The organism is Vibrio sp. A1-1, assembly GCF_021728175.1.
GTDB classification, from domain to species: domain Bacteria; phylum Pseudomonadota; class Gammaproteobacteria; order Enterobacterales; family Vibrionaceae; genus Vibrio; species Vibrio diabolicus.
Window position 1 is genome coordinate 1 of record NZ_JAKKCL010000009.1, and the last position, 14,052, is coordinate 14,052.

A 14,052-nucleotide genomic window follows, 5' to 3' on the forward strand; every position below is an offset into this window, starting at 1 on the left:
AGTGACCGTTAAATAACAGTAATAGATCAAAACTGGGGATCGCGGTCAAGAGGTCTGTCGCACTAACATTTGTAAACGATCACTGGATCACATTGTTTTAATTCTGAAATTGGCTGCGGAATGACGGTTCCAACGATGTAGCCAACAGGTTGCTTCGCTTTTTGCATTGGCGTTTGTTTTCGGCAGGTAGATATTTGTGAGATAAGCTGCACATTAAAAAGTAAATTAACACTTGTGCAACGTAAAAGTGTGACCGAAGGATTACTTATGCCTTACTAATATGTTTATCGTGTTTGGGATTTACATAACTAATGGAAAAGTATAATGAAATCCATAACGAAACCCCTCTGTCTTCTTGCTGTTATTAGCTCTCCGCTTGTATATAGCCAAATTCTCAATGGTGACTTTGAACAGTGGAATGGCAGTGCGCCTACGCAGTGGTCAGTGATTGACGCTGGCATCGCGGTGTCGCCAAGCAGCGAACAAATCAAATCGGGCGGCCTGGCTGCTCAAGTCGTCGTGAATACAGGTACCCAAAGCAACACTGACCTTTTGCAAACCATTAATGTGGAGCAAGGGAAAACCTATCCGTTTTCTGTCTCGGTTTATCACACCGAAGGAAATGTAAAAGCACGTCTGGTGGTTGATGGTTATCACAATTACTCAGATCCGCAGCAGGTAAACCAGTGGCAAGAGCTGGCGCATAACTATACTGCGAGTTCGAACAAGACCATCAATGTCGGGTTGCGTTTTTATGATGAGGCCGGGTTTGATGGCTCAGAAGTTGTCTACGTCGATAATTTTCAACCGACCGAGACAAGTACACAACCTCCTGTAGAAAATTGTAGCGATCATGAAGTGGTTCTTACACTCACGACGGACAACTATGGCTCAGAAACTAGCTGGGAGTTGAAAAATAGCCAAGCGCAAGTGCTTTTCTCTGGTCAGGGGTATGAGTCGTCAACCACTATTGAAAAGACCATGTGTTTAGCCGATGGTAACTACCAATTTACGATTCAAGACAGCTATGGCGACGGCATTTGCTGTGGCAATGGTTCGGGGTCTTACGCGTTGAAGGTGGGGGATAATACACTTGCCTCTGGCGCTGAATTTGCGAAAAGCGAAACCACTGACTTTACGTTAGGTGACTCAACCACGACCCCACCAGTAGTTGATGGTTACTACCAAGCGGCGTCTGGCAAGACGGGCTACGCTCTAAAAACGGCGCTGTTTAACATCATCAACAACCACACTAGCCGAGGTTATTCTGCGGTGTGGACCTTGGTAAAAGATGCTGATATTGATCGCTATTACGAAAATGATGGCTCTATTCTCGATATGTATTCAGAGAAACCTGCGGGCAGTGATGCTATCAGCTTCACGAAAGTGACAGACCAATGTGGTCAATATAGCCAAGAAGGGGATTGCTACAACCGTGAACACTCGTTCCCGAAAAGCTGGTTTGGCGGCAAAGTTGAGCCGATGAACTCAGATGGTCACCATTTGTTTGCGACCGATGGCTATGTGAATGCGAAGCGCAGTAACTGGCCATTTGGTGAAGTTGCCACCGCGACGTACGTGTCTAGTAATGGTTCTAAACTTGGTCAAGCAAGTACTAGCCTAGGTTATTCCGGTACGGTGTTTGAGCCGATCGATGAGTTCAAAGGCGACTTTGCTCGTGCCTATTTCTACATGGCAACCCGCTATGAAAATGTTGTAGGTAACTGGGAAGGTAACTCAAGTAATGCGGATGCTGTCCTTGATGGTTCAAGTTCAACGGTTTTTGAACCTTGGATGTTAAACATGCTGAAACGTTGGCACAAAAATGATCCCGTTAGTGAAAAAGAACAAAACCGCAATCAACAAGTGTTTGAGTTTCAGGGCAATCGTAATCCATTCATTGATCACCCTGAGTTTATTGAACAGATTTGGGGAAACTAACACCTTCTTGATTTTGGTATCCACCATTTAGTGACGCCAAAAAAACAAAGGGGAAGCGTGATGCTTCCCCTTTTTCATTACGGATGTTTTTAAATGAAACTAGTTTTTCGTTACCGTCACGATTGGCGCCGACTTGTCAGCCGCGTTGAAGTGGAAGTTGTAATTTCCCGCTTCTGCAATCGCAATTTTGAGGTTTGCACTACCGCCACCGACTTCCATCGTTAGCGCTTTACCAAGCTCAACACTACCTTCGCCACCGAAGTTGGTGTCTGCTGCCCAGTCTGCGCTCGCAACTTTCATCTCGTAGTTGCCCGCCGCTAGGTCAATGTCTAGCGAGTAAACGTCATTTGCTACATAGCTGAACTTCGCAGTTGAGTCTTGCGCTGGAGTATCCCATGTGGTGATAGTGCCACGTAGGTAAAGTGCTGTTTCACCGAATGTTGGTGCATCTGCTGACTTCGTCACTGAAACGACAGGTTTTTCTACGCTTTCATCTTGAACATGTAACGCGTTCAGAGTGAAGTTGTACTTACCAGTTTCAGCGACAGACAACGTACAGTTCCCCGCAGAGCCTAAGTCTAGTGAGCCAGAAGCCAAATCCGCAGCATCACAACCGATGTTTGGATTTGCCCATCCTGCGTCCGCAAATTTGAACTCGTGTTCACCTGCTTCAAGAACGCCAGTTACAGAGTACATGCCATTGCCAATAAAGGTCATCGCCCAGTCACTGTTATCTGACCACTCGTTCATGGTGCCTTTGACGTAAACCACAGTTTCGCCGTAAGGAGGAATGCTCGATACGTCTTTATTGTCCGTGTTTACTGGTAGGCCTGCACCTTGCGCGCCGTCTTGTGGCTGTACGAATACCGCTGTTGTCAGTGCTGGTACTGTGAACGTTTCATTGGCGAAGCTTGCACCTTTCACGATGTCATCCGCAGAGTTTTGTTGAACTTCATGCAGCTCGAAACCAGTTGCGCCAGCAACTTTGAAAGATTTCTCAGTTGATGTTGAGTTAACAACGGCCACGATAGCATCGTAGTTCGAATCCAAATCGGCACCTGCTGATGTGCCATCGTCGATAGACATCACAATCAAGCCTTCTACTTGGTCTTGGCCCACGTTGCGGAAATCAACACGATTCATCACTTCTTGCGCGGTGTCTAAGCGGAACAGTTCGCTTGTACTGCGGATTTTTAGTAGCTCTAGGAATTGTTGCTTAGTCAGCTCGATGTCCGTTGAGTCTGGTTTCGCCGTGCTGTCACCGACGATGGTTTTGATCAACTCCCAGTTTGCACCGTCTTTGTCTTCACGTGGTAGACCAACGTTCCAGTTATTGTCGCTTCCATCGAAGAATACACGGTTGAACCAGTCACCAGAATCGTACGAGTCACGCTGCATTGACTTAGATCGCAATAGCTCAGAACCCATGTGAATGAACGGAATACCTTGACCTAGCATCACCGTTGATAGTGATACAGACTGCATTCGTGCTCGCTCAGCAGATGAAGTGCCTGTCGCAATCTTGTAAGCGTTGTTGTCCCACAGCGTTTGGTTATCGTGCTTAGACACGTAGGAAATGTTCTCTGATGGCACTTTTGTGTAGCCTGCTGGAGCACCATTGTAATCAACATTCTTACCAAGTTTGGTTTCGCCTTTGTAATCCAGAAGGACGTAGTCAGCTAAGTTGCCTGCCATACCTAGACGGACCAGATCTTGGTTGTGTAGGCGGCCATTCACAGATTCTGCATCAGTTTTAGTTTCTTCGTTCGCGTAAGCGGCGTTACCAAAGCCTTGGTTGAAGCGAAGTGGGTGCTTACCTTCTGAATCTACACCGCCATCAAACGGGCTTCCGCCACGAACTGCGTCACGCAGACGATCAGAGAAAGTACCGATTTCTGTCCCCGCCATGTTGACTTGTGTCGCTTGATCGAAGCGAGCGTTTTGCGCGACTTCACCGAAGTCCCAGCCTTCGCCGTAGAATAAAGTATTCGGATCAATTTCACGGACTTTTTCAAGTGCGTAAACCATGACATCTTTCGGCTGGTGGCCCATAAGGTCAAAACGGAAACCATCGACTTTATAGTCATCCGCCCACACCATCAATGAGTCAACCATCAGTTTACCCATCATTAGGTTTTCGGTGGCGGTGTTATCACAACAGGTTGAGTTTTCTACGCCGCCAGTGTTGACGTTTAGGCGGTGGTAGTACCCAGGGACAATCTTATCCAGTACTGATTTTTCGTTCACACCAGATGCATTTGTGTGGTTGTACACGACGTCCATGACCAGTTTCAGATCCATTTTATGCGTCGCTTGAACCATTTCGCGGAACTCAAGAATACGCTTAGACCCGTTAGGATCGGTCGCATAACTGCCTTCTGGCACGGTGTAGTGGTATGGGTCGTAACCCCAGTTGAAGCTGTCTAGCATGCGAAGATCGTTCATCAACGCTTGTGCTTTGCCCGTTGTTGGGTCGTAGCTGTTTAATACCTCTTCAATCACTTTGCCGTCATCTTCGGTCTCACAAATGGACGCTTCTGGCTTGATGCCACAAAGTTTACCCACGGTGTCGGTGATATCGACTCGCTGGTCAGCGTCTTCATCCACGGTTGCAATATCAAATGCTGGCAGGATATGTAGCGTTGTTAGGCCAGCATCTTTTAAAGCTTGTAAGTGAGATACAGACTCACGCTCAGGTTCTGTAAGCGCCAGATATTTGCCATCAAGACTTGGTGTGCCTTTGCTGTCGTTAAAGCTGAAATCACGAATGTGTGACTCGTAAAGGACGTGGTCTTCGTCTTTTTTAACCGTTGGGCGTGCGTAGTTTTTCCAATCTTGAGGCATTAAGCTTGGATCATCTAAATCAACCACTTGCGAGTATCGTGAGTTCTTAGACAAGCTCATTGAATATGGGTCTGTTACCAAACGCGTTTCAACGACGCCAGTTGTTGGGTGGTATACCTTAACTTGGTAGCGATAGTATTTGTTGACAACGTTGCTTTGTGCCTCAGAAACCCAGATACCTGTTGCTGGGTCTTCCGTCATGGCAACGGTCGCTTCTTCCGCTAAGTTTTCATCGTAGATTATCAGATCAACATCTTGGGCAGTTGGTGCCCATAGTTTGAAGGTTGCGGCACCGCCTTCCACAATCGCGCCGAGTTCTTGACCAATCGCGTTACCTGCCTTGGAATCGGCAAACACCGCATCCAAAACGCCCGGCTTTTGCACTTCAGTTGCAGAAATGACGTCACCATTTGCGTTGTAAGCTACCATAACGATTTGTGACTTCAGGATCGTGCGTAGGGTCGCGTCATCGACATCAATGCCTGCAGCTTGGAGGCTAGCAAGGTGACGGAAGCGTGATTTCAGACCATCAGATAAATCACCTGCTTTCGTCAACTCAACCGCTGTGCCACCGGAGATTTGCTTGTCTTCATCCATTTTAATGTCGTTGCTGAGGCTGTAGAACAGCTTCATGGAATCCGCATTGGCCGCCGCTTCCCACGCGATGGTGTTGGCATCTAGCCAATGCGCTTTTTGACCATCAATATCAACAGGGCGTTCTTCGATTGGCTCGTAGTAAAGCTCACTGCTGCCGTGGAAGCCAAACAACCCTTTAGATTCGCCGATTTTCGTCAGCTCCACTTTTGAGTTTGCACTGCCGAATGCTTTCTCATCACCTTTGTGCAGAATGAAGTTCATGCATTCGTGTGGGTCAGAGGCATCTGGGTTCACTTTCAGTACGTAGTAAGCACCGTAGGTGTCGTTGATGCCATCGAATGGATGCGGTGCCGACCAATCCGTTCCTGTGCCAGGAATGCCCATTGCGTCTAAATCTGTGCTGGTACAGCCTTCACCGTTCCACAGGTGCAAGCCCCAACCTTCGTAGTCGCTGGCCGTTGAAGCGGACGCCACATCGCGTTTGTAATAAATGACGACCTCGTTCTCTCCCGCAGGGTACAAGCCTGAGCCCGGGTTCGTCGTATCTTCGTTCGTGCTATCACTACCACAACCGCTGATGACTGCGACGGAAATCAAAGGCAGTACGGTTTTGGCAATTGTTGATAATTTAAATGTCTTATTGTCCACGTTTACAAATCCATTGTTATTGAATTGATATTGAGCTGCGCGCTGCCTTCGCTGACTCAGTCATCAAGAAGGTTTCGCACACGCTAGAAAGGCAGATGCCGAAAAAGGAAATGTTCAACTAGATGCTAATACACTGAATCATCAGCAAAATGTGAGAGCAGGCAGTTAAGTTTTTTACAAGTGAAAATTTTCTGTCACAGTCGATTTTGTTCACAAATTAAATAATAAAACAGACGCATAGTGAGAGCTTCTGCACATCATTAAAATGTAAATTTTTATAGGAGGAGTAAGGGGGGATGATAGGGGAGGAGAATATCTCAGCCCCAAAACCGTGACTAAGTTCTATAAAATTCGCAGTAATATTTTTTAATTAAAAATAAGTTGCAGTGATATTGAATAAAATACCACCATTAAGTCTTGGCAAGCTTCAGATTTTCGCTAAGTGGTCGTTATATAATGAAGGTAGTCGGCGTTATGTCGGCGCGTAATCTTAATATTTCCCTGAGAGGGAGATGAATTGGGCCCTGAAACCAAAAGAGGCTATTTATGAGTAGTATGGGCATTGCCATTGCGGCAACTGGCCTTTCACTCGTCCTGATATTTGTGTGGATGATCTCGTTGTCGATGCGGAAACAGAGACTCGAGGCAGAGAGGAAAGCTCGCGAAGCCGCTTATCGAAAGGCGATGCAAAAAGCGCGAGAGCAAGAGCGTAAAGAGCGTGAGTTCAAAGCAGAAACCGGACATATCCCCACCATTTTATTTCTAGCGAAAGAAGCTGAGAAGGACAACATTCGTCAAGCGCTGTATTGGTATGATAAAGCCGCTAAGTTGGACAATGTGACGGGAATGTACGGTATTGTTCGCTTGAGTGAGCGCATGCGTGAAGATGTGATTTTAAAAGAGCAGGCAAACTTTTGGCGTACCGCCATTGCCGGAATGGAAGGGGATACCGAAGCGAAATTTGCGACAGGCAAAGCGTTGGTTTTTGGTCGCGGAACGGAAAAAAATATTCCCAAAGGTAACCAACTGATTGAAACTGCAGCCGAAGAAGGCTGTATTGATGCCATGCTTTACATGGGTGAGTGGCAACTTTCACCAGACAATAGTGCAGGACGCAGTGCAGATGCGCTTTATTGGTTTATGAAAGCGGCTGAAAAAGACAGTGCGGACGGAAAAATCCAAGTTGGCTTATGTTACCTAAATGGTGTTGGTACAGAAAAAAGCATGGTCAAAGGCTGCTATTGGCTTGAAAGAGCCGCAGAAGGTGGTAGCGCCGAGGCGATGTATCATGCTGGCGAAGCGTGGAAGGACAAAGGTAAAACAGGCAATGCGATTGCTTATGTTTGGTTGTTTCTTGCTGCCAATATGGGGTATCAGCCAGCGCGTACGTTGCGTGACGAAGTGGCAACCAATATTGGTGTTGATGTCGTCGTTGGATTGCAATCCATAGCGAAACCGTTGCAAAGAAAGCTTGCGTCAGGGATGGTGAGAAAGCATTCCATTATTCGTGCGCTGAACAAGGTGTACAAACGCGAAGCGTATTTTCCTGCAGAGGAGGAGCTTAACGCGGTGTTGAGTGACGAAAATAAAGACGATGCTAACGCATGGGATGAAGCATCGGCGCCGAACTTCCAGCCTGACATGACGACCGCAACGACGGAGGGACAGACAACCACATCGTCCACCGAAAAAAAGCTCTCTAAAGAGGCGCTCGATTTCACGCAGAATTTCCTTCAACCATAATTTATCTTATCCATAAGCCTCATAATTGAGGCTTTTCTTTTGCCTTTCTGTCTCAGTATCTCTGTCGATCACAATTACAGACTGTAAACTTATCTAAGCGATTTATTTACTGGATTGCATACTATTTATTCGATTTTTCAACACATTTTTAGTACTTAGCTAAGGCGGGATATGTTTATCTTCAAATAGAGGGATTTCCCTCTTTATCTACTTCTCCTGTTGGGCTCAAATCAAGTCTCTTCAATTGATAGTAATAATGATTGAAGAGCAATACTTGATGCCCAGAGTAATAGGTGAATAGTATTCATTACTTTATCTAATAATGTAAATTAAAAATTGTATTATAAATCTTAAATTGTGTTTTTATATTTAGGCATGGATTATTGATTTTATAATTAATTAGGCGCAAGATGACGTACAAAATAAAATAGCATAGATAATATGCAGAATTACACTAGGAAGTAACTTTTTCATTACATGTTTCAGCAGAAATGGAGCGAATTAGTTTGCTCTGTTTTTATTTCTATTAGAGATTTGTGTATGTTGAGAATCATTAGTGCAGATAAATTCATCTCTTCAAGATTTATCTTAGAGTACAGTAAGGCTGAGTTCGCTTCTTTATTAGGCGTTTCCGTTGCTAAGATAAGTAATATTGAAAGTGGAAAATCTTCAATCCCCCCGGTGTACGATTACGCCATTAATTATTTACTTAGTGAGCATCCTTTTAAAGATAGTGCTGTTGACGCTTTATGCTCTCACGAAACGTTAAACTTTGCTCGGCGTATTGACGTCAACACCAAAGTAAAGCGCCTGTCCTGCAAGCGCTGCGATAGCCGAAGGCTGCACGTTATGGCAGGAATGAGTGGGTTGTATTTTGTTGAGTGTATGGATTGTAAACATACCATGTACTCGTCAGGCATGTCTGTAAAGCGTTATCAGCAATGGTCGAATGGTGGAGTCAAGCTAGATAGTCATTTATTCAATTAAGTTGTTTTTTCTTTATATCCAAAGTAAAGAGCCATCAATACATGTGTTGATGGCTCTTTTATTATGTGTTTAAATTTGGTTAAAAGTGGAGTGTTTTAAACTGCAATAATATAATTTAACTTATTATATAGTGATGGAAATCTCAAAACTTTATTTTCTTATAATAACCTTCTTTTTAATAATGGGCGTTGTCACATAATTATTGAAGGTTCTTTCCTTTTAGGTGCGTTTCAATATCATTGAGATAGAAGCTGGAAAGTGATGAAAGTCTCTAAATTTTAATTCGATAAAATAAGTCTTTTAAATATGAAAATTTAATCACGAAATTTGTAATTTGAATTTTAAATAAATATTTCGTTTGTAATATCTGTCCTTGTCATTTTTAAAGAACAAAAAGAGATATTTCAAATGAAACGTTTAATTATAGGTGTTAGTAATTACATGCCTGAAGACTTTAGCTTATTAGCTGAATCTTTAGATGAACAATTTAATCGTCACTTACTGCCTTTAGAACAAGTTGAATTAACCGACGTTGGTGCGGCTATTATTACGTCAGCAGACATTAAAGCGGGTCTGCACAGAATGATTTCGGAAACAGGGTACGGAATTCCTGTTTTCTTAGTGACCGATGAAACTCCAGTTTCGGCAGAAGATTACGTTTGGTTAACGGGGGTTATTGATTTAGAAAGACAATCTATCGATTACTACTGCCGTCAAATTAATGAAGCTGTGACTAAATATGAGTGTCGTCTGCTCCCTCCTTTCTTCAAGCAATTAACGCACTACGTTGAGATGGGTAACTCGGCGTTTGACTGTCCAGGGCACCAAGGTGGTCAGTTCTTCAAAAAACACCCTGCTGGTAAACAATTCTACGATTTCTTTGGCGAAAACCTATTCCGTAGCGACTTGTGTAACGCGGACGTGGACTTAGGTGACTTACTGATCCATGAAGGTTCTGCACACCAAGCGCAAGCACACGCTGCAAAAGTATTTAACGCTGACAAAACTTACTTCGTACTCAACGGTACTTCTGCTTCAAACAAAGTGGTGTGTAACGCGCTAGTAACTGAAGGCGATTTGGTATTGTTCGACCGCAATAACCACAAGTCGAATCACCACGGCGCGTTAATCCAAGCGGGTGGTATGCCGGTTTATCTAGAAACGGCGCGTAACCCTTGGGGCTTCATTGGTGGTATGGATGAGCACTGTTTCGATGAAGAGTACATTCGTGCTCAAATCGCGAAAGTATCTCCAGAGCGTGCACGAGATGAACGTCCGTTCCGCCTGGCCATCATCCAGTTGGGTACTTACGACGGTACAATTTATAACGCTCGTTACGTCATGGATAAGATCGGCCACCTTTGTGACTACATCTTGTTTGACTCGGCATGGGTCGGCTATGAGCAGTTCATCCCTATGATGAAAGATTGTTCGCCACTGTTACTGGATCTGAAACCAGAAGATGCGGGTGTGATCGTGACTCAGTCTGTTCACAAACAACAAGCTGGCTTCTCTCAAACATCGCAAATCCACAAAAAAGACCGCCATATCAAAGGTCAAGCTCGTTACTGCAATCACAAACGCTTTAACAACGCGTTTATGATGCACGCATCGACATCTCCTTTCTATGCGTTGTTTGCTGCATTGGATGTGAACGCGAAGATCCACGATGGTGAAGCAGGCTTACGTTTATGGAGCGACGCAGTTAAGACAGGTATCGAAGCGCGTAAAGAAATTCTCAAAAGTTGTGAGTTAATTCGTCCGTTCATTCCAAATGAAATTGAAGGTCAACCTTGGGGCAGTTACGACACTGATGTGATCGCGACCAACAAGAAGTTCTTTATGTTCGAGCCAGATGCAAACTGGCACAAGTTTGAAGGTTATGGCGAAGGTCAATACTTTGTTGACCCATGTAAATTGTTGCTAACCACGGCAGGCATTGCCGAAGACGGCAGCTACGCAGATTTCGGTATTCCGGCAACGCTATTGGCGAACTTCCTTCGCGAAAACGGCATCATCCCTGAGAAGTGTGACTTGAACTCCATCTTGTTCCTACTCACTCCAGCCGAAGATATGGGTAAGATCCGTCACCTTGTCGCGCAAATCAACCGATTTGAAAAATTCATTCGTGATGATGCACCTCTCAGTATCGTGCTACCAGGCGTCTACGAAGCGAACAAAGAGCGCTACCGTGGTTACACCATCCGTCAGCTATGTCAGGAAATGCATGACATGTACAAAGAGCTGAACGTGAAACAGCTACAAAAAGCGATGTTCCGCAGTGAATACTTCCCACAAATGGTTCACAAACCAGACGTGGCAACACGCAAATACTTCCGCGGTGAATGCGATTACTTACCACTTAAAGAGGCCGTCGGCCGCGTAGCCGCCGAAGGTGCGCTGCCTTACCCTCCAGGCATTATCTGTGTGATCACTGGTGAAATCTGGACCCAACAGGTGGTGGATTACTTCTTATCTCTAGAAGAAGGCATCAACCGATTCCCAGGCTTCGCGCCAGAAATTCAAGGTGTGTACCTTGAAGATGTCGACGGTCGCACTACCGCACATTGCTATGTCCTAAAAGATTAATCTACCCGTTCGCACCACGCTCTGGCGTCGGTGCGAACCGCTTATTCGTGGAGAATAATTTATGAGTACTGAAACTAAAAAAATGTCGGTGGTGCAGTTAACCATTCTGACGTTCATCAACATGGCTGGCTCCGGTATCATCATGCTGCCAAGTAAACTGGCGCAAGTGGGCACCATTTCTGTGTTGTCTTGGTTGATCACGGCAGCGGGCTCTTTGGCGTTGGCTTATGTGTTTGCAAAATGTGGTCGCTTTAGTAAACGTGATGGCGGTATGAACGGTTACGCGTCTTACGCATTCGGTAAATCGGGTGCGTTTATGGCGGGCTGGACTTACGGTTTGTCGCTCCTTATTGCGAATATTGCGATCGCGATTACCTGTGTGGGTTACGGCTCCGCATTTTTTGAAGTGACCCTATCTCCGGTCGAAACCTGTTTGTACACCATCGCCATTCTTTGGATTTGTACTTTCGCTAACTTCGGTGGTGCGAAAATCACAGGTCAAATCGGTACCTTCACGGTATGGGGTGTGATCCTACCGGTATGTTCGCTAGGTATTGTTGGTTGGTTCTGGTTTAACCCAACCATGTACATCGAAGCTTGGAACCCACACCACCTGCCATTTGGTGAAGCTGTGAGCGCTTCTATTGCCATGACACTATGGGCGTTTCTTGGTCTTGAATCAGCTTGTGCGAACTCTGAAGCAGTAGAAAACCCAGAGAAGAACGTACCAATCGCAGTATTGGGCGGTACGTTGATTGCTGCGGTGGTTTACATTGTATCGACAAACATCTGTTCTGGTATCGTTGCAAACTCTGAGCTTGCCGCTTCTACCGCGCCATTCTCAACCGTATGGTCTGTGATGCTTGGCTCAGCAGCAGGTAAAGCGGTTGCTGGTATGGCGGTATTGGCTTGTGCGGGTTCTCTATTAGGTTGGCAGTTCACTATCGCGTCAGTGTTCAAATCATCTTCTGATGCGGGCTTCTTCCCTAAACTGTTCTCTCAAGTGGACAAACGTGGTACGCCAATCAAAGGTATGGTGGCCATCACGGTTATCCAATCGGTGCTGTCTTTAATGACTATTTCTCCAACGCTGAACGAGCAGTTCGAAGCGCTGGTTAACCTAGCGGTAGTAACGAACGTTATTCCTTACATCCTATGTATGGGCGCAATTTTCATCATGCAGCAAGTGGCGCACGTGCCAGAGCGCGAGATGAAAACCACCAACATTATCGCTCTGATTGGTTCCCTATACAGCTTCTACGCGCTATATGGTTCTGGCTACGAAGCGATGATGTGGGGCTCAATCGTCACCTTCCTAGGCTGGAGTGCTTACGGTCTGATTGCTGCCAAGCATGAGCCTTTAGCAAATTAAAAAATAATAATGAAAGAGCCTTCCCAAACGCGGTGTGGAAGGCTCTTTGTTTTTAGGCGCTTATGCCAAGCCCAAGTCAGAACAAGGCTCTTGGGAATAAATATCCAATGATGTGAAAACTCATTTTCGACATTTGGAGGACGAAAGATGATAAGTCAACCTGTTAAAATCGGTGACGATACCGCCGTAGTCATTCCAAGCGTAATCCTGACTCAACTCGGGATAAGGGAAGGAGATACCCTAGAAATCGCACTGAATAAAGACAAAATGGAAATCAAGAAGATGGTGTTGAAAACCAGCGCTCCAACTTACTCTGAAGAAGTTAACGAGAATTGAGTTAGAGAATCTTGGTTTGTCGGATACACTACTGGTTTCGCAAAACTGGCGCTTGCCGCTGTCTTTGAACTATCGATAACAACAATAAGAGGTAAGGTACTATGCAAGGTATCCTCTCTATACAATCTCATGTTTCTTTTGGTCATGCTGGTAACAGCAGTGCCGTTTTCCCAATGCAACGCATGGGCTTCGAAGTATGGCCGATTCATACCGTTCAATTTTCTAACCACACGCAGTATCAAGAAGGCTGGACTGGGCGAGCGTTTGCGGCTGAAGACATCAGCGAGTTAGTTCGTGGTCTTAGTAACATCGGTGCATTGGAAAAGTGCCAAGCGGTGTTGACGGGCTACCAAGGCAGCGCAGAGCAGTGCCTTGCTGTTGAAGAAACCGTGACGAAGGTGAAGCAAGCGAACCCGAAGGCACTTTATGTTTGCGACCCTGTGATGGGCGCGCCAGACAAAGGCTGCATTGTAGCTCCGGGTATTGCTGAAAATCTTCTGACTCGTTTGATGCCAATGGCGGACGTGATCGTGCCTAACCAGTTCGAGCTAAGCCAATTTTCAGAGATGGAAATCCACTCACTAGACGATGCGATCACCGCATGCCAACGTGCACTAGCGAAAGGTCCAAAAATAGTGCTAGTGAAGCACCTTTACTGCCTAGAGAATGGCAGCTTCAACATGTTACTGGCAACGCAAGAAGGCATTTACTTAGCGAAGCGTCCTCAGTTTGAGTTTGCCAAACAGCCTGTGGGTGTGGGTGATCTTATCTCGGCTATCTTCACCGCTGGATTATTGAAGGGGTGGTCTCCTAAGCAAGCTTTCCAACACTGCCATGACGCGTGCTACGGGGTATTAAGCGCCACTTACCATGCAGGGGAGTGGGAGCTGCAAACTATCGCGGCACAGCAAGAGTTTGTTGAGCCAAGTAAGCATTTCTCAATTGAAGAGGTGGCTCTGGCCACCGCGTAATTGAGCGCAAATAATTAGTATATA

8 protein-coding genes are annotated in these 14,052 nt (G+C 45.5%); 7 read left to right on the forward strand and 1 reads right to left on the reverse strand.

What is annotated here, in order from left to right; all coding sequences use genetic code 11:
* Positions 1–324: 324 nt before the first annotated feature.
* A complete protein-coding gene (locus L3V30_RS13730; RefSeq protein WP_134646180.1) occupies positions 325–1,941 on the forward strand; it encodes an endonuclease in 1,617 nt (538 codons plus the stop codon).
* A 99-nt stretch (positions 1,942–2,040) separates the two neighbouring features.
* On the opposite strand, the gene pulA is transcribed toward L3V30_RS13730, so the two are convergent.
* Positions 2,041–6,030, reverse strand: coding sequence for a pullulanase-type alpha-1,6-glucosidase (gene pulA / locus L3V30_RS13735; RefSeq protein WP_237309111.1), 3,990 nt, complete (start codon positions 6,028–6,030; stop codon positions 2,041–2,043).
* A gap of 546 nt (positions 6,031–6,576) precedes the next feature.
* On the opposite strand from pulA, the gene L3V30_RS13740 reads away from it, so the two are divergent.
* The 6 genes from L3V30_RS13740 (at position 6,577) to pdxY (ending at position 14,028) form a co-directional block, all read left to right on the forward strand.
* Entirely contained in the window at positions 6,577–7,773 is a 1,197-nt protein-coding gene (locus L3V30_RS13740; protein WP_046875696.1) for an SEL1-like repeat protein, read from the forward strand.
* A 540-nt stretch (positions 7,774–8,313) separates the two neighbouring features.
* The gene (locus tag L3V30_RS13745; RefSeq protein ID WP_031780583.1) at positions 8,314–8,760 is read left to right on the forward strand and encodes a helix-turn-helix transcriptional regulator; all 447 of its coding nucleotides are present in this window, start codon (positions 8,314–8,316) and stop codon (positions 8,758–8,760) included.
* A 408-nt stretch (positions 8,761–9,168) separates the two neighbouring features.
* Positions 9,169–11,349, forward strand: a complete 2,181-nt coding sequence (speF, locus tag L3V30_RS13750; protein ID WP_031780582.1) for an ornithine decarboxylase SpeF — start codon at positions 9,169–9,171, stop codon at positions 11,347–11,349.
* A 61-nt stretch (positions 11,350–11,410) separates the two neighbouring features.
* A complete protein-coding gene (gene potE, locus L3V30_RS13755; RefSeq protein ID WP_005396773.1) occupies positions 11,411–12,721 on the forward strand; it encodes a putrescine-ornithine antiporter in 1,311 nt (436 codons plus the stop codon).
* Positions 12,722–12,868: 147 nt separating this feature from the next.
* Entirely contained in the window at positions 12,869–13,057 is a 189-nt protein-coding gene (locus L3V30_RS13760; protein WP_005396772.1) for an AbrB/MazE/SpoVT family DNA-binding domain-containing protein, read from the forward strand.
* 101 nt (positions 13,058–13,158) lie between these two features.
* Positions 13,159–14,028, forward strand: a complete 870-nt coding sequence (gene pdxY / locus L3V30_RS13765; RefSeq protein WP_167427802.1) for a pyridoxal kinase PdxY — start codon at positions 13,159–13,161, stop codon at positions 14,026–14,028.
* The last annotated feature ends 24 nt before the right edge of the window (positions 14,029–14,052 follow it).